Below are 22,686 nucleotides of genomic sequence, written 5' to 3' on the forward strand. Positions count from 1 at the left end.
GAAAAGGGCCTTACGGGGCTCTTTTCTTAAAAAAGTAGAGAGAATACGCCATGATCTTGCTAGATGCCCAAGTGCGTGTGAAAGAAGGGCTTCACACAAGACCAGCTGCTCAGCTGGCAAAAATGCTAAAGAAATTTGATAGCGCGATTGATATTAAAAATCACGCTGGTAAATCTGCAAATGCAAAAAGCTCGGTGAAATTAATGCTATTAGGCGTTAAGGAAATGGAGCAAATTCAGATTGCCTTAGATGGGCCGGATGAGTCTGAAGCGAGTGAATTTATTATGGAGTCGCTATCTGATCCTAATTTTGGATTGGATATTGCAGATGATGCAGGCACCATTGTGCAAGGTGCAATGCCGCTAGAACAGGCGGAAAAAAAGCCTGTGTTATTTGCTCACCACGGGATTAAGGGTATCTCTGGTAGTAAAGGGTGTGCGGCGGGGGCTGTTTACATCTATATACCTCAAAAGTTGACGGCAGATCGTCAGGTCATTGAAGCGGAAGACGTGCCAAATGAACTCAATCGTTTTAGAAAATCATTGGGGGAACTAGAAAAACGATTTGTGGTATCCGCATCTTCTGATAACCAGAATGCACAAATCATTCAAGCCTTAATGGATGTCGCTCAGGACGAAGAGTTTGTTGGGGCAATTATTAGAGGGATTGAAGATAAAGGGGATGCTGCCGCAGTGACGTTAAGAGTCGGTGCAGTGCTTGCGGCCACCTTTGAAGCGATGCCCGACGAATATATGCGTGCGAGAGCAGAGGATATTCGTGGCGTGACACGCCAGCTTGCGTCAATTTTATTGGGGCAAAAACTACCCGATTTAACGGCAATTGAAGATGACTGCATCTTGGTTGCGAATGACCTGAGTGCTTGGGAGTTTTCTAAAGTACCAATTGATAAGGTCATGGGGTTAGTGTGTATTGGAGGTTCTGCGACTTCACACGTGGCGATTATGGCCAGAACCTATGGTCGTCCGGCGGTATTGGGTGTTCCGCTCACCGAAGCGGATTTACAAAAGGCTAAGACGATTATTGTGGATGGTGATGAGGGTCATATCATCATTAATCCAGAAGAAAATGAACTGGCACACTATCAGCGCGTCATTGAAGCAGAAAATGAGCGTAAACATGGCTTAGCTAAATATAAAGAGTTAATTCCAGCGACTCGTAGTGGCAAACGCATTGAAGTGGCGGCGAATTTGGGTTCTTTAGCCGAAATTAAGCTGGCCAAAGAAGCGGGTGCAATGGGGGTTGGGCTCTTTAGGACAGAACTCTTGTTTATGCAGGGCAAGCAGTTGCCAGACGAAAACGAGCAGTTTGAAACCTATAAAGAATTGCTGACTGCATTTTCACCTCTACCTGTGATTATCCGTACCCTAGATATTGGGGGGGATAAACCCGTTGCAGGGATTGAATTTCCTAAGGAAGAAAATCCATTTTTGGGTTGGCGCGGTGTTCGGATGTGTCTAGATCGCCTAGATGTCTTCAAGCCTCAGTTAAGAGCGCTATTGAGAGCGGCTGCATTTGGCAACTTAAAAATTATGGTGCCGATGATTAGCGATGTAGAAGAGGTGCGTAAAGTCAAAGTGCTGCTCAATATTTGTCGAGAAGAATTACGTTCTGAACAAATCGCGGTGGGTGACTTTGAGTTAGGGATTATGATTGAAACCCCAGCCGCCGTTCTGCAAGCAGATGCGATGGCCGAAGAAGTGTCTTTTTTCTCGATTGGCACTAACGATTTAACGCAGTATGTTATGGCTGTTGACCGTGCGAATGCGCAAATCTCTGGGTTGTATCGGACCAGCCATCCAGCAGTATTAAAAGCGGTTGAGCTAACTTGTGAGGCGGCGCAAAAAGCAGGGATCTGGGTGGGGATTTGCGGGGAGTCTGCCGCAGATCAGCAACTGACCGAGGCGTTTGTGAATTTTGGGGTATCTGAATTAAGTATGAGCCCCGCTTCTATCTTGGCGATGAAGAAGAAAATTACCGAACTGAACTAAGGAGGGTAGAAATGGCGAATTGGCCAAAATTTTTACTCTCTGACTGTGATGGCGTCATTGTCGATAGCGAGACAATTGCAGAATCTGTCGTCATCGAAGTATTTGCAGAGAGTTTCGGTCGGGAAACCGTGGAAGAGGAGCTACACAATACCTTTGGTATTCGGGTGATGGATATATTGGCAAATTTAGAGCGAAATCATCGCAAACAATTGCCTGAAGCATCGCGCCAGCTTTTATTAAAGCAAATTGATGATTTGGTTGCAGAGCGTGCACCCGCAATGCCTAAAGTAAAAGAAGTTTACTGTAGCTTGGGTTTGCCTGTTGCCGTGGTATCCAATAGCTCACCGGATCGTATTTTTAAAAGCATCCAAACGGCGGGTATTGTCGAACTAGTCGATAAGCATTATTACAGTGGCGATATTGTCCCCATGCCAAAACCAGCGCCAGATGTGTATTTGGCAGCCGCGTATGGTTTGGGTGCTTACCCAAAAGACTGTGTGGCGATTGAAGATAGCGTGGCAGGAGTAAAAGCAGCGGTTGCTGCAGGGATTCCCGTTGTTGGTTTTGTTGGTGGTCAGCATATTAAACCAGGTCATACAGAGGTACTGAAGAACCTTGGCGCTTTTGCAGTAATCGACGATTTTGGGGAGTTAAAAAGCGTATTTCAGTATCGCCTTGCTTAAACACGATTCTAGAGGTTCGGTCGTTGTCTGCTTGTTCTGTCTCCAATAGATGAGCGGGCCGACTGTTCAAGACAAGTGACGGTTCATCACTTGTTTAGATAGTGTTGAAGGTAGGGGATACACAACACTATTTGGGTGCTGCTTGGTTCTTTTCGGGGGATGAGAATCAACGTGCCATACACCAAGCCGACTTTTTAAGTCGGCTTTCTTTTTTTCTATCGCTTGGTTCATGTGGTGAAAAATCTTTATTCTTTGAACATTTGAATTTTTAAAAATAAAAATGTTATTTTTTGTTGATTTAAAATGAACATTGAAATAATATAAAAAACAAATGTACACATTTGCTTGTAATCGATAGAACAAAAGAGGAGACATCATGAGCGAATTTTTTCCAAGTGGTTTAGCTGCAGATTTGTATCAACGATCATTGACTGGTAAGCCAATCCGAATTGGTCTAATTGGCTCTGGCATGATGGGAACGGATATTGTTACTCAGGTCATGCAAATGAAAGGTATTGCGGTTGCAGCAATTGCAGATCTAAATATAAACGCTGCTAAAAATGCTGTTATATCAGCAGGATATGATCAAAGTGTGGCAAAAATTGTAGAAACACAAAATGACTTTGATGCGTCGGTTGAACGTGGATTTATTACGCTAACGCAAGATGCGAAGCTGGTTTGTGAAAGTGTACTAATTGATGTGGTTGTGGATGCAACCGGTAAACCAGATGTGGGTGCGGTGATTGGTTTAAATGCCATGCAACACGGCAAACATCTGGTGATGATGAATGTGGAAGCTGATGTAACGATCGGAACATATTTAAAACATGAAGCAGATAAGTTAGGTGTTGTGTATTCCTTGGGTGCGGGGGATGAGCCGAGTTCTACTATTGAACTAATTAACTTTGTCTCTGCGCTGGGTTACCCGGTGATCGCCGCTGGTAAAGGGAAAAATAACCCTCTGAATATTGATGCGACACCAGATGATTATCGTGAAGAAGCGCTCAGCAAATCGCTGAATCCACGTCTTTTAGTCGAATTTGTGGATGGCTCTAAAACCGCAGTGGAAATGTCTGCAATTGCTAATGCAACAGGCCTCGTACCTGATATTCCAGGTATGCATGGCCCAGCCGCCTCTCTAGACGAACTTCACAAAGTGTTATGCCCGAAAGAAGACGGTGGTGTGCTGAGTCGTAAAGGGGTGGTGGATTACACCATCGGGAAAGGTGTTGCACCGGGGGTGTTTGTGGTAGCAGAAATGTCTCACCCACGACTACGCGAAAGAATGGATTACCTCAAATTAGGTAAAGGCCCTTACTACACCTTCTATCGTCCATATCACCTATGTAGCTTGGAAGTGCCGCTAACCTGCGCACGTGTGGTGCTGTATGGTCGCCCAGATATGGCGCCAATTGCTAAACCAACCGCAGAAGTGACTGCTGTCGCCAAGAAAGATTTGATGCCTGGTGATCGCCTCGATGCGATTGGTGAATACACCTACCGCGCTTACGCCATGGAAGCACAAGATGCCTTAGCGAAACGGGCAGTGCCTTGCGGCTTATTGGAAAAAGGGATTGTGACGCAGCCTATCCGTAAGGGCGAACTACTCACTTTTGACAATACCGCACCAGATGAAAGCGCATTGATTTTTGAATTACGCCGTCGTCAAGATCAATTGGTAAGAGGTTTATGAGGCTAAACATGGAAAATCTAACCACTAAGGCAACCTTTGTTTACGAGTTGCTTGGCAAAGCAAAGCTTCACAATGCACTTCGACAAATGCATTTGATTCGCCTTTTTGAAGAAGGGGCAGAGCAATCCTATATGAAAGGGTTGGTTCACGGCACGATGCACCTTTCTATTGGGCAAGAAGCCAGTGCAGTAGGGGTGGGCATTTTATTAGAAAAAGAAGACTACATTACTTCTACTCACCGGGGGCATGGCCACTGTATTACCAAAGGTGCCGAGCCTAAATACATGTTTGCCGAATTTTTCGGTAAAGATACAGGCTACTGCCGTGGCCGTGGTGGTTCGATGCATATTGCGGATGTGAGCAGTGGCAACCTAGGCGCGAATGGCATTGTCGGTGGTGGGATGCCAATTGCAGTTGGTGCCGCGCTAGCGCTAAAGCAGCAAAAGAAGAAAAACGTGGTGGTTTGTTTTTTTGGTGATGGAGCAAATAACGAAGGTGCCTTCCATGAAAGCCTAAACATGGCGGCCATTTGGAAGTTGCCAGTCATCTTTGTTTGCGAAAATAACCAATACGGCATGTCGACTTCTGTGGAACGTTCAACCGCCGTAAAACGGATTGCACAACGCGCTCAAGCTTACGATATGCCTGGTGTGACGGTGGATGGCAATATTTTCTCAGAGGTTGCCTCTGCTGCCAATGAAGCAATTGAAAGAGCCAGAAATGGGGAAGGCCCAACGCTAATTGAGTGTTTAACTTATCGTCATCGTGGCCACTCGAAGAGTGACCGCAACCGCTACAGAACTAAAGAAGAAATCGAAAACTGGATGAAGCGCGATCCAATTGGATTGTTTGAACAAGACTTGCTAGAGGCTGGCTTAATTAATGAGTCAGACATCGAAGCCATTGTCAAAAGTGCCGAGCAAGAAATTGAAGAGGGTATTCAATTTGCAAAAGATAGCCCAGCACCTGAACTCAGTAGTTTGACAAGTTTTGTTTATACCAATTAAGAGGATGCCGCAAATGTCTGAAGTACGTGAATTGAGTTATGCGCAGGCGATTCAAGAAGCTTTGGCGATTGCCATGGATCGCGATGAGCGCGTCTTCCTGATGGGGGAAGATATTGGTGTGTATGGCGGCGCTTTTCAGGTAACGGGGGATTTGGTTCACCGTTTCGGTGAAGAGCGTGTAATGGATACGCCAATCTCTGAATTAGCGGGTGCTGGTGCAGCAGTTGGTGCTGCATTGCTCGATCGCAGACCTGTGTTTGAGTTTCAGTTTTCAGATTTTGCTTCTTTAGCAATGGAGCAAATTGTCAACCAAGCAGCAAAAATTCGTTTCATGTTGGGTGGGAAGACCTCCGTTCCATTGGTCATGCGATTCCCGTGCGGCTCTGGAACCGGCGCTGCTGCTCAACACAGTCAAAGCTTAGAGGCTTGGTTTGCCCATGTGCCAGGGCTAAAAGTTATTCAACCAACTACGCCTCATGATGTAAAAGGGATGTTGTTGGCAGCCATTGCCGATCCAGATCCTGTCTTAATTTTTGAACATAAATTACTTTATAAAATGAAAGGCCCTGTGCCAGAAGGCTATTACACAGAGCCGTTAGATAAAGCCATTGTCAGAACAGAAGGCTCAGATATCACGATTGCCGCATCGGGCATTATGGTTCATCGCGCATTAGAAGCTGCCGCGATGGTGGCTAAAGAAAATATTAGCGTCGAAGTGATTGATCTACGCTCATTACGTCCGATGGATTATTCAACCTTAATCGAGTCGGTATCTAAAACCACTCGCCTCATCTGCGTGTATGAAGGAACCAAGCAACTCGGTATCGGTACAGAAGTGGCCGCCGCCATTGCAGAAAGTAGTGCATTTGATCGACTAGATGCGCCTATCATCCGCCTTGGTGGTGCTGACTGCCCGTTGCCTTACAATCCTGATCTAGAGAGAGCTGCTGTACCTCAAGTGCCTGATATTGTGAGTGCGATTCGTACATCCCTAAAAGGGGGATCGTCTTATGGCAACTGAAGTCATTATGCCCAAAGTAGACATGGACATGACCGAAGGAAAGATTTCGGCATGGTATGTCAAAGCAGGTGAAATGGTAGAAAAGGGACAGCTGCTATTTGATATTGAAACCGATAAAGCCACGATGGAAGTGGAGTCTCCAGCCAGTGGCAAGATTGGTAATATCAACACCGAGCCGCTAGGTAGCCCCATTTTGGTGGGAACACCCGTTGCGTGGGTGTATGCCGAAAATGAGGCGATCGAGGAAGCCGCTTCTTCAGATGTCACCGAGGCTGACCCCGCTGCTACGGCATCAGCTGCGAGCGAAGTGGCTGATCAAGCCTTGCAGCAGGCCAAAGAAACCGCAGCACATGAAGTGATCTCCCCATGTGAAACCGCTGAAACTGCATGCAGTCTCTTGCGAGCAACGCCGTTAGCAAGATCCACTGCAAAAGAGCTGGGGATTGATCTCACCACCATTAAAGGCTCTGGGCCAAATGGGCGAGTGCAGTTTAAAGATTTACCGACAGACAATGTCGAACAAAAATCGACTTCGTCTTCACTTTATCTTAATTGGATTACTAAAGGGGCGAATGTCCCATTAGTTGCCATTCATGGCTTTGGTGCAGACCAACTGAGTTGGAAGATACTTAGCAACCATTTTGAAGATATCCCTATTTTGGGGGTCGATTTACCTAACCATGGTAAGTCTGGCAAACAAGCGGTCATGAGCATCCCCGCGATTGCAGAGCAAATTGCAGAGGCTTTATTAAACGAAGGTGTATGCGATTTTCACTTAGTAGGCCATTCGTTGGGTGGGGCAATTGCTGCAGAAGTTGCTGCCAAAGTGGGTAATCGAATCAAGTCACTTACCCTCATTGCGCCCGCTGGACTAGGGCCAGAAATTAATGCTGATTTTATTCAAGGCTTATGTCGTGCTACTTCTGAAAAGAGCCTCAAACCTTGGCTAGAACTGCTATACGCAGATCCATCTAAATTAACGGGTTCTTTTGTCGCAACCGCCGCGAAATCTTTAGAGAAAAGTGAAAATCGACAAGCGTTAGAGAAAATGGCAAACACACTGATGCCAGATGGTACGCAAGTCCATAGTATTCGTCGGACATTAGCTGCGTTACAACTCCCAATTAAAGTCATTTGGGGGGCTCAAGATCAAATTCTGCCAATTAAACATGCACATCTACTCCCGCATTTAGTGGGCTTGCATGTCATTCAACAAGTGGGGCACGTCCCGCAAATCGAATCGCCACAAATAGTGGCAGAGATACTTAGTTATCAAATGCGGTAGGGTGGTTTTTCCACTAATTTGGGGGCGGTATGCCCCTTTTTTTTCGGAAAAAAAGGAGAGAGAGCATGGACACAAAAGAAAATTTAAATGCGTTTTACCCCGTCGAAGAAAACATTCCACAAGCGTTTCGACTCATCTCCCCGATACATCAACGAAGTATGTTGATTAATGGCGAGCTTCAATTATGGAGTGGTGAAACCAGAGAAATCCGCTCACCCATCTTGGCAAAAACTGCCAGTGGCGGGTTTGAGTCGGTTGTCTTGGGGAGCGTACCGGTGGCCGGTATAGCAGAGGCCGAGTCTGCGCTCGCCGCAGCAATTTCTGCTTATGATGAGGGAAGAGGACATTGGCCTACCTTTTCTGTGGCAGAGCGAATTGCTTGTGTAGAAGAGTTTACTAGGCAAATTCAAAAGCGACGCGAGGAAATTGTTAACCTCATTATGTGGGAAATCGGGAAGAGTCTGCCTGACTCTCAGAAAGAATTTGACCGGACGATTCTCTATATCAAAGATACCATCCATGCCTTAAAAAAGCTGGATAACGAAAATTCACGCTTTCAAATTGTAGAAGGAACGATTGCTCAAATTCGTCGTTCTCCGCTTGGTGTTACATTGTGCTTAGGACCATATAATTACCCACTAAATGAAACCTTCACCACCCTGATTCCTGCGTTAATCATGGGTAATGTGGTGCTACTCAAACCGCCGAAATATGGCACTTTGCTTTACTACCCAATGCTAGAAGCTTTTAGAAGCGCATTCCCTGCTGGTGTTATTAATACCATTTATGGGAAAGGCTCAGAAATTGTCCCGCATTTAATGGCGAGTGGAAAAATTAATGTGCTTGCACAAATTGGCTCAAGCCGAGTGGCAGATCAACTGAAAAAAGCACATCCTAAGTCAAATCGCTTACGTGCTGTATTAGGGTTAGATGCTAAAAATGCCGCCATTATTTTGCCAGATGCAGATGTCGATTTAGCGGTGAAAGAATGTATTGCGGGCTCTTTATCCTTTAATGGGCAACGTTGCACCGCGCTAAAAATCTTGTTCGTACATCAATCAATTGCAGAAACGTTCTTAAGAAAGTTCACCGATGCAGTCGAAAAACTAAAAGTTGGCATGCCTTGGGAAAGTGGTGTCATGATTACGCCATTGCCCGATCCGGATAAATGCCATTATTTATCTTCTTGTATTCAAGATGCCGAAGCAAACGGGGCAAAGGTCTTAAATCCGTCTGGTGGCAAGATTGTCGGCAATATCTTTTTCCCGGCAGTCGTATTCCCAGTTAAACCAGAGATGAAGCTTTACCGTGAAGAGCAATTTGGCCCAATTGTACCTGTAGGAACCTTCGAGGATGTGACCGAAGTGTTGGACTATATCGTGACATCCGATTATGGGCAGCAAGTTAGTTTATTTGGCACCAATCCAACGACGATTGCAAAGCTAGTCGATCCATTAGTCAACCAAGTTTGCCGGGTGAACATCAATTGCCAATGCCAAAGGGGACCAGATATTTTCCCGTTTGCGGGGAGAAAAGACTCTGCAGAAGGCACGTTGTCGGTACATGATGCGTTACGCGCATTTTCGATTCGGACCATGGTGGCGCTGAAAGAAACTGATCAAAGCAAGAAAATGCTAGATGCGATTGTGCTATCACACGAAAGCAGCTTCATTAATACGCGCTTTATTTTATAAATGGCGCCTTAACGCTAGGCGCTAATTTGAAAAAGAAATCCCCCTATGTGGTGCTGTGCACATAGGGGGATTGCTAGCAAATATTGCTTATACAGCTGCTAAGAAATGCTTAATAAATGCATCTGTTGTCACTTCCCACAAAACGGGTGTTCCCTTGGTGACTGTCCAGCTGTCGCCTGCTTGGTAAGTTACTTTCTGGCCAGTGCTTTCGTCGGTTAATGTGACAGAACCTAGCACCACAGTCGCTTGTTCATTAAATGGGTAAACCATTTTGAATACACCTTTGCTAGTGCCAAAGTAACCCGCTGAAACTGGGTCTGTTGGCGCACCAAAAGTACCTTTTACAAATGCTTTTACGTCTTCGCCAATTACTTCTGCACCTAAAACGGATACAGAACCAATTTCGACTAAGTCAGACAGTGCAACAGTTTGAATTTTCTCTAAAGCCATGATTTTCCTCTAGTTTTATCTGCGTCCGTTCCAATAACCGGACAGTTGATGCCACGCTTTAGCTGCAGAGCAGACAAGCGGTCTAAATTGATCTTTGCCCCATACATCAATGCGGCGCACAGAACTAATCAAGTTGTAACGTGCCGATCCACCCAAAATGCCTTCCGCCAGCACTTTGCAAATAATGTGGCTAGGGGTAACGCCAAAACCGGAATAACCTTGTACGTAAAACACATTTGGGTTCTCGGGTAGGGCGCCAATTTGTGGGAATAGATTTGGGCTACATGCCATTGGGCCGCCCCAGGCTAAATCAATTTTCACGTCTTTTAAGTACGGGAAAACTTTCAGCATTAATTGACGGTTCCACTCTTTCAAATCGCTTGGGATGTAATCGACTAAATAAGTGGCTGCACCAAATAGCAGGCGGTTTTCGTTGGTTACACGGAAGTAATCAATAATCGGGCGAATATCACTGTACGCGCCACGGATAGGGCTGATGCGCTTGATCATTTCATCAGACAATGGCTCGGTCATCATCTGGAACGCGTATGTATTGATGGTGGTTTTGTGCAAATTAGGTTCGAGCTTGTTCAGGAAACTATCGCAAGCCCAAAGCAGTTTTTTTGCGCGAACAGAGCCTTTGGCGGTACGAACAACTACGGTGTCGCCATAAGTCACTTCTACAACAGGGCTATGTTCATAAATTTTGGCACCGTAGCTTGCAAGTGCTTTGGCTTCACCCAATAGTAGGTTTAACGAGTGAACATGCCCGCCACCCATGTGAAGTAGGGCGCTGCTATACGCTTCAGAACCAATAATGCTCTGAACCTCTTTGCCTTCCATGTAGCGAATTTCATGGCTAGAGTTAAGGGATTTAAATTCTTTTTCCCAAGCACGTAATGTCTTAGATTGGCGGCCGTTATAGCCCAAATAGCCGTAACCATGGCAAAAGTCTGCATCGATATTGTACTTTTCAATCCGCGACTTAATAATGTCCGCGCCTTGATCAGAAATCGCAAAGATTGCTTTTAGGCCTTCTTCACCAACATCTTTCTTGATTTTTTCAAGATCATGGCCAATGCCCGCCATAATCTGACCACCATTACGACCACTGCCGCCATAACCAATATAGCGAGCTTCTAATACGGCAATGCTAGTGACGCCTTGCTCTGCTAGTTCTAGCGAAGTATTAATGCCACTAAACCCGCCACCAATCACCACCACATCAACATCAATGTCTTCTTCTAATGATGGAAAATTTAGTTCGTACTTTTTGGTTGCGGTGTAGTAGGTTGCCGTTTCAAAATTAATCATTTATCTCTCCAGTATCGATACCTACTAATGCAGGTAGCAATTGCAATAGGGCGATACTAGCGAGTTTGATTCCTACCCTTAGTCCAATATTGGCAAATCGAAACAGCAAAAGAAAAAGGCTGGTTTGTTAACCAGCCCAAGAGAGGAGAACAGAGGACAACAGTTAATTAGGTAAAGGCATATCCATTTAAATCTGGAACTTCGAGACGGACGCTTCTAGCTCATGCGCATGGTCCGCAATATTGCTAGCAACGGTTAATACATTGGATGAAGTCGCATAGGTTTCATCGACTACACCAGCCACCCGCTCTACATTTCCTGCAATCAGCGTACCCGCTTGGCTTTGCTCTTGCATGGCCTCAGCCACCCCTTGAAGGCGTTGTAGTGAGTAACCGGTTTCTTGCTTAATGGTGTTGAGCATATTCGCTGCAGTTTCTACGCGTTTTGTACCTTCATTCACCATTGGGCCAATGTTCTGTACCACACCAGAAACCTGCGCTGTATCATCTACAACCGCTTGCACAATCACAGAAATCTCATCGGTTGCTTGCGTGGTTCTTTCTGCTAGCTTCCTCACTTCATCCGCAACCACCGCAAAACCACGACCTGTTTCACCTGCTCTAGCGGCTTCAATCGCCGCATTTAGCGCAAGCAAGTTAGTCTGGTTAGCAATTTCTCTGATGGTTTCTGCAATGCCACTAATATTTCTAGTTCGGTCAGAAAGCGCATCTACCTTACTTAGCACCGTACCAATTTCACCTGCGACTTGAGCAATATGGTGAGAAGCAGCATGGGCGAGTTGTGTTCCTTCAACGGCCGCATTTGCTGCGTTCGATGCGGCTAATTCAGTGTCTTTTGTCGTACTCGTTACGTGATCAATACTGACCGACAATTCCTCAATTGCCGCTGCGGTCGCAGAGGTAGAGTCAGCGGCCTGGCTAGAAACGTGCTCTAACTTTTTCATGTGTTGATCAAGTTGCTGGCTAGAAGTACCCAACGCGGAACTGGAACTTCTAATTTTCCTAATCATATCAATTAGACTAGCCTGCATGGTTTTCATACAACCCATCACACTGTCGGGTTTCACCGCAGGGTTCAACTGTACTGGCTTACTTAAATCTCCTTGGGTGATCGATTGAACAATCGCAACCACATCCATTGGTTCTCCTCCAATGGTTTTGAAGATGGATGTTCCAATTCTATATACCAATACGCCAACGATAACCAGTAATATCGCCCCTATTCCAAGCATGATGTAAGCTTGTTTCCAAAATACGGTTTCAATATCGTCAATAAAGAAACCACCGCCTACAATCCAACCCCAATCTTTGAACTCATAAACGCCATTTAACTTAGGGTAGGGTACTGTTCCACCTTTTTTGGTTGTGGCAATTTCAACAAACGCATAATCACCAGACTTTGTTACTTCGTGGTAAAGATCTGTTGTATGACGGCCATCTGGTAACTTACTGCCTTTATCTACTTTTCCAATTAGCTCTTTCTTGGTGTGCATCTGAACAACATCATTGCTATCTCTCGCAAAATAGTAAAAATCGTCAGATTTCATACCCATCAGTGTTTTTGCGGCTTGTTTTTGCGCTTCTTCCTTACTGAGCTTTCCTGATTGTTCTAATTTAACGTAATTCTCGAGTAGGTTATTCGACATGACCAAAAGACGTTTGACGGCAGACTGTCTTTCTTCATACATGGTTCTGTGCATTGCCATTAAGCCAATGCTCGAGATAATCAATAAGCCTAATAAACTAGCGATGCCAACTAGCCATAATCTAGTCTTTAGTGTCATCGTCTTCTCCAAATTTATAGTGGTGTTTGTTGTTTGAGTATAGACAAGATTTTCAAATGCAAAAGTTAGGATTCCTTTGTGTCTCAGGTGTGCTAGAAATCTACTTTCTAATTCGCTGGATAAAACACAATATGAATATTGAAAACTTCACATCGGAATGGTTGATGGTTTGACAATAAAAAGCGGTATAATCAACGGTTAAATAAAATCGCTATACAGAGGTTCTGGTGTATCCACTTTTACGCACATTAATGTTTTCACTACCGCCAGAGGCTGCTCATAAAGTAAGTCTAGGCATGCTAGATTCTTTGGAAGCCATGGGTTTTGGCCGTGTATTGGCAGGCAATGTGCCAGCCAATCCGGTGAGAGTCATGGGACTAGATTTTCCTAACCCAGTTGGTTTGGCGGCGGGTCTAGATAAAAATGGTGATCACATTGATGGCTTGGCTGCGTTAGGTTTCGGCTTCTTAGAAATTGGCACCGTCACCCCGCGCCCACAATCTGGCAACCCAAAACCTCGTTTATTCAGGCTACCGGCAGCTGAAGGCATTATTAACCGTATGGGCTTTAATAATGACGGTGTCGACGCGTTAATCGAAAACGTGAAGCACAGTCATTTTGGCGGTATTTTGGGTATTAATATCGGCAAAAATGCCGATACCCCAATTGAAAAAGCCACAGATGACTACCTCATTGGCTTAAACAAAGTTTATCCGTTTGCTAGCTATATCACGGTGAATATCTCTTCGCCAAACACCAAGAATTTGCGCCAATTACAGCAAGCAGATGAATTTAGTCATTTATTATCTAGCCTAAAAAATGCGCAAACCCAATTGGCAGACAAGCACGGCCGATATGTGCCACTAGCGGTGAAAATTGCTCCAGATTTGGAAATGCCACAGTTGGTGGATATTGCAGACTTGCTGCGCAAACACCAAATGGACGCTGTCATTGCCACGAACACTACTTTGTCGCGCATTGGTGTAGAGCATCTGAAGCATGGTCAAGAAACAGGTGGCTTATCTGGTACGCCAGTTAAGCGCAAATCTACCCAAGTGATTCGCGAACTATCTAAGTTACTGGCTGGCGAACTACCAATTATTGGTGTGGGTGGTATTTTTAGCGCAGCAGATGCTGAAGAAAAATTAGCGGCTGGCGCAAGCCTAGTGCAGCTTTATAGTGGATTAATTTATCGTGGTCCATCCTTGGTAAAAGATGTGGTAGAAGCCAGCGTAAAGTGGCAAAAAAGTAAACAGAGATAAGTCGCAGGTTGACCATGAATCAAGAAAGACGCGACATGCTGTTTACGATAGAAGACATCGACGCCTTGTTGCCGCAAACGCAATGTAGGCAATGTGGGTATCAAGGCTGTTTGCCTTACGCTGAAGCCATCGTCAATGAAGGGGCGGCAATCAACCGTTGTCCTCCCGGTGGAGAAGAGGGGCTAAACCGTTTAGCGATGTTAACTGGTCAGACAGGACTTACGTTAGATAAGTCCTGTGGGGAGACCAAACCACTATTTATCGCCAAGGTAGATGAAGCAAACTGCATTGGCTGTACCTTGTGTATTCAAGCCTGTCCGGTAGATGCAATTATCGGTGCAGCAAAGCATATGCACACCATCTTGGCCGACCGTTGTACGGGGTGTGAGCTTTGTTTGCCACCATGCCCTACCGAATGTATTGAAATGCTGCCTGTTGTCGCTGTTGAGCAAGATTATCCTGCACCGCTTGGTTCGGCCAAATCTTCCTTAGCAAGAAAAGCCTATCGCCAAAGACAAACTCGTTTGGCTAGAGATAAAGCAGAGCGAACACAACGCCTAGCAAGCAAAACCACTGCTTCGGCTGAAGATGCGCAGGTCAGCAATCAAAAAGCGGTAGATCCAAAAATGGCCGCGATTTTAGCTGCAATGGAGAGAGCCAAGCAGCAATTGGCGAAAAAGTAACAGCATGTTTTGTTGTTGCATGTTCATAATAAAACTGGAATTTACAGAGGGATAAACATGCAAGATCGATCAGCAATAATGGCTCAAATCCGTCATGCCTTTCATCATGTCACCATGAAAGGCAATGGGCCAACACTGCGTGAGGCAGATGTTATTCGTCAATATGGTCCTGCTGCGACTAATCGTGCCGCATCTGCCAGAGCTTTAGATAATGACAAGCGCTGGTGGCAAATTTCAGATGCCTCTTTCGACAAGGCAATCAATCCCTTTCCTCACTTAGATAATCTAGCTTTTCTTTATTATCTACCCCCGATCATGACATGGTGTCTTAAGCAATCAGATAAGGCTGCAGCACATTCCTTGTTTAATTCGCTGATTGCGGAATTAACCATGCCGACAAGATGGGACTTGGTTGATGCGAAAAGAAAGCGATTTGAAGCTTTTAATCATGAGCAATCAACCGTGATCGCACAGTTTTTGAATTACTGGATTTCTCAGGGGATAGAAGTGCAGGCATCTGAAGCTGCTATTGCCTCTTATTGGAAGCAATTTCAAAGATAAGAGACTGATGCATCTGGCAAATTAAATATATTCTTCTAACGCTTCCAAAAACAAAAAAGCCCTGAACTTGTCAGGGCTTTTTGTTTGCTATGCCGACGATTAGTTAGCAGACTGGTTACGTCTTCTACTAAATAGTGGTACAGGGCGGTCAACTGTCGCTTGGTAAGAATCAGAAAAATCATTGAAACTTGCCAATGCAGCATCTGCATCTTTGCCATCAGGAATCACAAAGCTGTCAAAGCCACAGCGAGCGAGGTAATACAACTGGTCACGTTGAATATCACCAACCGCGCGCAATTCACCTTTAAATCCGTAGCGTTCTCTTAGAAGGCGAGCAATCGAATAACCACGGCCATCTACAAAAGATGGGAAGTTGATCACGATTAATTTCAAAAAGTCGAGATCATCTTTTAATTCTGCCGGTTCTGCATCCCCTTCAAGCAACACACCAACAGAAGTGTGGCGCTCTTTAAGTAGATGACGTTCTTCTAACCAACATGCTAGAGGAACAATCGCATCACCGTCTTCGTGAACTTCGTTTCCTTCGCTATCAGTTAAGATAACACTCGTGTCATCTAAAACCTGACCATTCTTAATTAGCTTTGGCATAGACCCGCTCCTTGAATGGCTCAATGCCGAGCCTTTGTACAGAATCAATAAAACGCTCGTCGTCTTGACGAAGTGCTAAGTAAGTTTGAATGATTTTTTCAATCACCGCAGGTACTTCATCTTGAGCAAATGAAGGGCCAATCACCTTACCTAGGCTTGTAGGTGTACCTTTGGCACTCATCCCTTGGTTGCCACCAAGAGAGATTTGGTACCATTCGCTACCATTTTTATCTACACCAAGAATACCAATGTGACCAATGTGGTGATGACCGCAAGAGTTCATACAGCCAGAAATATTTAGATCCAGCTCACCAATATCAAACAAGTAATCTAGGTCTTCAAATCGCTGAGCAATGCCTTCTGCAATTGGGATCGATTTCGCATTGGCTAACGCACAGAAATCACCGCCAGGGCATGCAATCATATTGGTTAACAAACCAATATTTGGATTTGCCAGTTTTAGTTCTTTCGCAGCTTCCCAAAGCGCAAACAAATCAGATTGTTTTACGTCGGTCAAAATCAGATTTTGTTCATGCGAAACACGAATTTCACCAAAGCTATACTGGTCGGCAAGATCTGCAACTTTGTCTAGTTGTGCGTCCGTAATATCGCCAGGTGCAAAACCTAAACCTTTTAGAGAGAAGGTAATAGCTGAATAGCCCGCACGTTTGTGTGGATGCACGTTACGAGAAACCCAACGAGCAAAAGCAGGGTTTTCTGCTTTCTTCGCCTCAAAGCTTGCATCGTTACCTGCAAAGCTCTCGTATGGCTTTGGTTGGAAATGTGCATTTACACGATCAAATTCTGCTTGTGGAATACGGCCTGGACCATCTTTTAGGTATTTCCACTCTTCATCCACCATGTCACCAAACGTATCTGGGCCAAGTGCTTTTACTAAAATCTTGATACGCGCTTTGTATTTATTATCGCGACGGCCAAAGCGGTTATAAACGCGCAATACAGCATCGCAATACGTCAGTAAGTCAAACCAAGGCAACCCTTTTTTGATCACAGAGCCAACAATTGGGGTACGACCTAAACCACCGCCGACAATCACATCCGCAAGCACGGTGCCATCTGCCGCAGGGTATAGCTGAACACCAATGTCGTGTACGTAAATCGCCGCACGGTCACCAGTCGAGCCACTTAAAGCCATTTTAAATTTACGTGGCAAGTAAGCAAACTCAGGGTGGAAGGTGAACCACTGACGCATAATCTCTGCGTATGGACGAGGATCAATCACTTCATCTGCAGCAACGCCAGCAAACTGATCAGCCGTAAAGTTACGTACGCAGTTACCAGAAGTTTGAATGGCGTGCATTTGCACGGTAGCCAACTCTTCTAGAATGTCGGGTACTTTTGCCAAATCAGGCCAGTTGTACTGAATGTTTTGACGAGTAGTAAAGTGACCATAGCCACGGTCGTAAGTGCGTGCAATGTGCGCAAGCTTACGAACCTGTTTGCTGTTTAATACGCCATAAGGTACCGCGACACGAAGCATAGGTGCATGGCGCTGTACGTATAAACCGTTTTGCAAACGTAGTGGGCGGAAGTCATCTTCAGATAACTCTCCTGCCAAATAGCGATTGGTCTGATCGCGGAATTGACGCACACGATCATCAATTAGCTGCTGGTCAATTTCATCATAGATATACATGAATGTTTCCTGTCATTCCTGCCAGTGTTGAAACCCTCGTATTCATCCCTACTAACTTGTAGCGGTCAGACGAGTGTTTATTAATTCTACAAACGCGCGATTATAGCAAATCACTATGTGCTAAATGTAGAATAAATCCTGATAAATATAGATTGTTCAGTTATAAAAGGGCATCTATTTTGGACAGTTGAACGCATTTTACCGGTCTTTCATAGACCAAATTTATTCAACTAACGACAAACGGCTTCACATCCCTTTCAGGTGGGCGTAAAATCAAAGAGCGCAGTTATTGGCATACGGTCAATAATAGATAAATTGCCCACTTTAACGATGTCATGTCACTGCGTTTGTGCCGTGCCCCATACGATAGCGCATGTTTTCCTACACGCATGCCATCTATTGATAGCGCGGTAATCTCAGTGCCTACATAACAAGGATTGCAGCCGTGTTAGAAGCTTACCGTTCACATGTTGCCGAGCGTGCAGCGCTTGGTATTCCTCCTCTTCCTCTTTCTGCTTCTCAAACTGAAGCGTTAGTAGAATTACTAAAAAATCCAACACCAGGTGAAGAAGACTTCCTGGTAGAGCTAATTACTTTCCGTGTACCACCAGGCGTGGATGATGCTGCAAAAGTAAAAGCATCTTTCTTAGCTGCTGTTGCAGATGGTGATGTTGCGTCTCCGCTAATTTCTCGTGCAAAAGCAACAGAATTGCTTGGCACCATGTTAGGTGGCTACAACGTTAAGCCATTGATCGACCTACTTGCTGATGCAGATGTGGGTGCGGTTGCGGCTGAAGGTTTGAAGAAAACTCTATTGGTATTTGATTACTTCAACGACGTAAAAGAACTCGCAGACAAAGGCGTGGCAAATGCGAAAGCCGTGATGCAAAGCTGGGCTGACGCAGAGTGGTTTACTACACGTCCAGAAGTAGAAAAGAAAATCACTGTTACTGTCTTTAAAGTACCTGGTGAAACCAATACGGATGATTTGTCTCCTGCACCAGATGCTTGGAGCCGTCCAGATATTCCATTGCACTACTTGGCAATGTTGAAAAACACCCGTCCAGATGCAGCTTTCAAGCCAGAAGAAGACGGCAAACGTGGCCCAATGCAGTTCATTGATGACCTGAAGAAAAAAGGTAATCTTGTTGCTTATGTGGGTGACGTGGTTGGTACTGGTTCATCTCGTAAATCTGCAACCAACTCTGTGGTTTGGGCGACTGGTCAAGACATTCCGTTTGTACCAAACAAGCGTTTTGGTGGTGTCACACTAGGTGGCAAAATCGCTCCGATCTTCTTTAATACACAAGAAGATTCTGGCTCTCTACCAATTGAAGTAGACGTATCTGGCTTCGAAATGGGCGATGTTATCGACATCTATCCATACGATGGCAAGATCGAAAAGGCTGGTTCAGTAGTAGCAAACTTCCAATTGAAATCTGAAGTGTTGCTAGATGAAGTTCGTGCAGGTGGCCGTATTAACCTAATCATCGGTCGTGCATTAACAGCAAAAGCGCGTGAAGCACTCGGGTTAGCCGCTTCTAATGCCTTCCGTTTACCAAAATCACCAGTGGATTCTGGCAAAGGCTTCTCTCTTGCTCAGAAAATGGTCGGTCGTGCCTGTGGTCTTCCAGAAGGTCAAGGCGTACGTCCAGGTACATACTGTGAACCACGTATGACAACAGTTGGTTCACAAGATACCACTGGCCCAATGACTCGTGACGAATTGAAAGATTTGGCATGTCTAGGCTTCTCAGCTGATTTGGTAATGCAGTCTTTCTGTCACACTGCTGCGTATCCAAAGCCAGTTGACGTGAAAATGCACAAAGAATTGCCATCATTCATCTCTACTCGTGGCGGTGTTGCGCTACGCCCAGGTGATGGTGTGATTCACAGCTGGTTAAACCGTCTATTGTTGCCAGATACAGTGGGTACCGGTGGTGACTCTCATACTCGCTTCCCAATCGGTATTTCATTCCCTGCAGGTTCTGGCCTGGTGGCTTTTGCTGCTGCAACTGGCGTGATGCCTTTGGATATGCCTGAATCAGTGTTGGTTCGTTTCAAAGGTCAAATGCAGCCAGGTATCACTCTGCGTGACCTAGTGAATGCCATTCCACTTTACGCCATCAAGCAAGGTCTGCTAACTGTTGCTAAAGCGGGTAAGAAAAACATCTTCTCTGGCCGTGTGTTGGAAATTGAAGGTCTGCCAGAACTGAAAATCGAGCAAGCATTCGAATTAACCGATGCGTCTGCAGAGCGTTCAGCTGCGGGTTGTACTGTTCGCCTAAACAAAGCGCCAGTTGTTGAATACATGCAATCTAACATCACATTGATGAAAGTGATGATTGCAGACGGCTACCAAGACGCACGTACGCTAGAGCGCCGCATCGCGAAAATGGAAGAGTGGATTGCTAACGGCGAACTACTACAACCAGATGCAGATGCAGAATACGCAGCAGTGATCGACATTGATCTAGCTGAAATCAAAGAGCCAATCGTTGCTTGCCCGAATGACCCAGATGACGTAAAAACCATGTCTGATGTAGCTGGTACAAAGATTGATGAAGTATTTATCGGTTCTTGTATGACTAACATTGGCCACTTCCGTGCAGCTTCTAAACTGCTAGAAGGTAAAGCAGATATTCCAGTACGTTTGTGGGTTGCTCCTCCGACCAAAATGGATGCACAGCAGTTGACTGAAGAAGGTCACTACGGTGTATTGGGTCGTGCTGGTGCACGTATGGAAATGCCTGGTTGTTCTTTGTGTATGGGTAACCAAGCACAAGTACGTGAAGGCGCAACTGTAATGTCTACTTCTACACGTAACTTCCCTAACCGTTTGGGTAAAAACACCAACGTGTTCTTAGGCTCTGCAGAATTGGCAGCGATTTGTTCTAAACTAGGCAAGATTCCTTCTCTGGAAGAGTACCAAGCTAACATCGGTATCATTAACGAGAAAGGCGCTGAAGTTTATCGTTACATGAACTTCAATGAAATCAAAGACTATCAAGATGTTGCTGAAACAGTAAAAGCATAATTGCTCTATCTGTATCAGTCGTTAGTCTCAACAAAAAGCCCCGCAAATGCGGGGCTTTTTGTTTTTTGCCATTAGACAAATGATTATGCATTTCGAATTTTTAATTTGATATGTCAATAACATGCGGTAAACTAGCGTGATGCAATATCAACCGTCTACTCTTTAGGCCAAAAACGTATGGCAATATCTCGAAAAGCAAAAGTGATTTCTACGTCAGTTGTTCTTCTTGTCGGAAGTGCAATTGCTGTACAAGCTATTTGGCGTCCTTTTTCAGGGTTTGGAACAGTCAACGCTAACCAATTGGCGATCGATCTGAGTTCACCTGATATGGTGATTGAAACCAAAGCATTGTCTAAGATTCCATCTGACATGCTTAAAGTGCCACTATTGAAAGATGTGTTAACGGAAGATTTTGTTTTCTATTACGAGCAAAATGAAAGTCGTCTTTCTATCTCAGGCGCGCTTCGACGAATTGCATTTGAACATAACCTCACTTTTTCAGAATCCTTACTAAATGAAGTGTTTAATGAGCCCGCAGAAGTCGCTTTATGGCGGGATGAATCAGGCAAACTTAAATATTGGCTATTAAAAGTAAAGCGAAATAACTGGGCAAAATTATTGCAAGCAGCAGGCAATGTCGCCGTCTCTGACAGTCAGTTAAGACAAGTATCAAGCTTATCTGTAGATGGGGATGATTTACCTGTTTTTGCGCTAAATTATGGCTATAACAAGAGCCTGCTATTTGCGGCATCAAGCGATCAGATGCTGGTGCTCTCAGATCCAGGCATGTTGCTAGCTGCCACTCCTGAAGAGTTGACGGCTTCTTCCACTCAAAAAGTTTCACTAGATAAAGATAAATCTAGCTTCGCATCAGCATACTTAAGCAAGTCGGGCGATGCGAAAGATCACTATCGTCAATATTTCCACCTCTCCAAAGAGAACCAATCAGACCACCAAATAGCCACTTCAGCTGATTTTCTCTCTTTTGGATATCAATCTCTATTTTCGGGCTTCGAAGCTGTCAGGTTTGATTTTGGGAAGGGTGGATGGAAATCATCCGTCATGCTCGATCAGACTAAGCTACCGGAAGGTGGTTGGAATGCCAGTGCTATTTGGCAATCCTTACCAGCCAATCCCGCACTCTGCAGTAGTTTGCCACTTCACAAAGCAACGGTGAACGATGTCTTTAAAGAATTGATGCCAGATGAAACAGAAGAAAATCGAAATGCATTCATCAATGCTTTAAATGGACAAACAGCAGTTTGTTGGTATGCAAAATCCTCAATGGCATCACCGCTAATTATTGCCAACTTAAAGTCTGCTAGCGCAGCAAAGCAGAGTGCCCCATTACTTGGACGCGTGTTTGAAAAAATGATTGGTGCTTCTGAAGTAAAAAATGGAGCAAAGTTTCCGGTCAAAACTCAGAAAATTGGAAGTGCAACTATCTGGCAACGAGTAGTTAGTGCGCGTTATGGTGTCGCGAAAGCAAATAGCTTAGGTGCAATGTCTAAAAACCTTTCTGCAGCAAGATACTTTCCCGTGGCATTAGCCGTGTCGGGGGACAAAGTAATCTTCTCTCCAGATAGAAAGCTGGTGGATGATGTGTTATCAGTGATGTCACATCAATACCCTTCGGCAGCAGATCAAGTAAAACGCGGCGATCAAACCATCGTCATGTCTAGCCCAAAACAATTGGCTCAGTTATTACAAAATGAAACATTAGCTGGGCTACCGGCTGATCAAGAGCCTGTTTTAAGAGATGTCGCATTACAACGACTCATTCCCAAATTAAAAGTGTTAGCAAAATACCCATCCTTATCTATTCAACTGAGTGGAACGCCTCATTCTGATGGCTGGGTAGAAACGAACTGGTTATTTAAGAGCGCAAAGTAGCAGGTTAAATTGTGAATCGACGGC

General features: G+C 44.9%; 17 protein-coding genes. 12 read left to right on the forward strand and 5 right to left on the reverse strand.

The genetic code is table 11. The annotated features are described in order from the left end of the window. Positions 1-50: 50 nt before the first annotated feature. The 7 genes from ptsP (at position 51) to LIN78_RS12385 (ending at position 9,392) form a co-directional block, all read left to right on the forward strand. Positions 51-2,009: a phosphoenolpyruvate--protein phosphotransferase gene (ptsP, locus tag LIN78_RS12355; protein WP_227181148.1), complete on the forward strand. Its 1,959-nt coding sequence runs from the start codon at positions 51-53 to the stop codon at positions 2,007-2,009. An 11-nt stretch (positions 2,010-2,020) separates the two neighbouring features. Further along, positions 2,021-2,692 carry an HAD family hydrolase gene (locus LIN78_RS12360; protein ID WP_227181149.1) on the forward strand — a complete coding sequence of 224 codons (672 nt, stop codon included), beginning with the start codon at positions 2,021-2,023 and terminating at the stop codon, positions 2,690-2,692. Positions 2,693-3,068: 376 nt separating this feature from the next. Next, the gene (locus LIN78_RS12365) at positions 3,069-4,385 is read left to right on the forward strand and encodes an NAD(P)H-dependent oxidoreductase (RefSeq protein WP_227181150.1); all 1,317 of its coding nucleotides are present in this window, start codon (positions 3,069-3,071) and stop codon (positions 4,383-4,385) included. An 8-nt stretch (positions 4,386-4,393) separates the two neighbouring features. Then, positions 4,394-5,392 carry a pyruvate dehydrogenase (acetyl-transferring) E1 component subunit alpha gene (pdhA, locus tag LIN78_RS12370; RefSeq protein ID WP_227181151.1) on the forward strand — a complete coding sequence of 333 codons (999 nt, stop codon included), beginning with the start codon at positions 4,394-4,396 and terminating at the stop codon, positions 5,390-5,392. A 13-nt stretch (positions 5,393-5,405) separates the two neighbouring features. Next, positions 5,406-6,413 (forward strand): alpha-ketoacid dehydrogenase subunit beta, encoded by a 1,008-nt coding sequence (locus tag LIN78_RS12375; RefSeq protein ID WP_227181152.1) that lies wholly within the window; start codon positions 5,406-5,408, stop codon positions 6,411-6,413. Next, positions 6,403-7,698: an acetoin dehydrogenase dihydrolipoyllysine-residue acetyltransferase subunit gene (locus LIN78_RS12380; RefSeq protein WP_227181153.1), complete on the forward strand. Its 1,296-nt coding sequence runs from the start codon at positions 6,403-6,405 to the stop codon at positions 7,696-7,698. The genes LIN78_RS12375 and LIN78_RS12380 overlap by 11 nt, the downstream gene beginning before the upstream one ends. A gap of 65 nt (positions 7,699-7,763) precedes the next feature. Continuing rightward, positions 7,764-9,392, forward strand: a complete 1,629-nt coding sequence (locus tag LIN78_RS12385) for an NADP-dependent glyceraldehyde-3-phosphate dehydrogenase (RefSeq protein ID WP_227181154.1) — start codon at positions 7,764-7,766, stop codon at positions 9,390-9,392. Positions 9,393-9,479: 87 nt separating this feature from the next. Here the strand turns inward: LIN78_RS12385 and LIN78_RS12390 are convergent, their stop codons facing one another. From LIN78_RS12390 to LIN78_RS12400, 3 genes are all read right to left on the reverse strand, one after another. Further along, the gene (locus LIN78_RS12390) at positions 9,480-9,842 is read right to left on the reverse strand and encodes a cupin domain-containing protein (RefSeq protein WP_227181155.1); all 363 of its coding nucleotides are present in this window, start codon (positions 9,840-9,842) and stop codon (positions 9,480-9,482) included. A 15-nt stretch (positions 9,843-9,857) separates the two neighbouring features. Continuing rightward, on the reverse strand, positions 9,858-11,156 hold the full coding sequence (locus LIN78_RS12395; protein ID WP_227181156.1) for an NAD(P)/FAD-dependent oxidoreductase: 1,299 nt from the start codon (positions 11,154-11,156) through the stop codon (positions 9,858-9,860). A gap of 187 nt (positions 11,157-11,343) precedes the next feature. Further along, positions 11,344-12,960, reverse strand: a complete 1,617-nt coding sequence (locus LIN78_RS12400; RefSeq protein ID WP_227181157.1) for a methyl-accepting chemotaxis protein — start codon at positions 12,958-12,960, stop codon at positions 11,344-11,346. Positions 12,961-13,187: 227 nt separating this feature from the next. On the opposite strand from LIN78_RS12400, the gene LIN78_RS12405 reads away from it, so the two are divergent. The 3 genes from LIN78_RS12405 to LIN78_RS12415 are packed head-to-tail and all read left to right on the forward strand — an operon-like array spanning position 13,188 to position 15,466. Next, entirely contained in the window at positions 13,188-14,222 is a 1,035-nt protein-coding gene (locus LIN78_RS12405; RefSeq protein ID WP_373307757.1) for a quinone-dependent dihydroorotate dehydrogenase, read from the forward strand. 14 nt (positions 14,223-14,236) lie between these two features. Continuing rightward, positions 14,237-14,905 (forward strand): RnfABCDGE type electron transport complex subunit B, encoded by a 669-nt coding sequence (locus tag LIN78_RS12410; protein ID WP_227181158.1) that lies wholly within the window; start codon positions 14,237-14,239, stop codon positions 14,903-14,905. Between the two features lie 57 nt (positions 14,906-14,962). Next, complete coding sequence (locus tag LIN78_RS12415; RefSeq protein WP_227181159.1) at positions 14,963-15,466, forward strand: DUF6714 family protein; 504 nt, start codon at positions 14,963-14,965, stop codon at positions 15,464-15,466. A gap of 99 nt (positions 15,467-15,565) precedes the next feature. Here LIN78_RS12415 and LIN78_RS12420 read toward each other — a convergent pair whose 3' ends face one another. Together LIN78_RS12420 and LIN78_RS12425 are read right to left on the reverse strand one after the other, a co-directional pair. After that, complete coding sequence (locus LIN78_RS12420; RefSeq protein ID WP_227181160.1) at positions 15,566-16,075, reverse strand: DUF934 domain-containing protein; 510 nt, start codon at positions 16,073-16,075, stop codon at positions 15,566-15,568. Further along, positions 16,059-17,732 (reverse strand): nitrite/sulfite reductase, encoded by a 1,674-nt coding sequence (locus LIN78_RS12425; protein WP_227181161.1) that lies wholly within the window; start codon positions 17,730-17,732, stop codon positions 16,059-16,061. The genes LIN78_RS12420 and LIN78_RS12425 overlap by 17 nt, the downstream gene beginning before the upstream one ends. A 445-nt stretch (positions 17,733-18,177) precedes the next feature. Here LIN78_RS12425 and acnB point away from each other — a divergent pair, with 445 nt between their 5' ends. Both acnB and LIN78_RS12435 read left to right on the forward strand, forming a co-directional pair. After that, positions 18,178-20,769 (forward strand): bifunctional aconitate hydratase 2/2-methylisocitrate dehydratase, encoded by a 2,592-nt coding sequence (acnB, locus tag LIN78_RS12430; RefSeq protein WP_227181162.1) that lies wholly within the window; start codon positions 18,178-18,180, stop codon positions 20,767-20,769. Positions 20,770-20,946: 177 nt separating this feature from the next. Next, complete coding sequence (locus tag LIN78_RS12435; protein WP_227181163.1) at positions 20,947-22,662, forward strand: DUF2138 family protein; 1,716 nt, start codon at positions 20,947-20,949, stop codon at positions 22,660-22,662. Positions 22,663-22,686: the final 24 nt, after the last annotated feature.

This window comes from Leeia speluncae (assembly GCF_020564625.1).
In the GTDB taxonomy this organism is placed as follows: domain Bacteria; phylum Pseudomonadota; class Gammaproteobacteria; order Burkholderiales; family Leeiaceae; genus Leeia; species Leeia speluncae.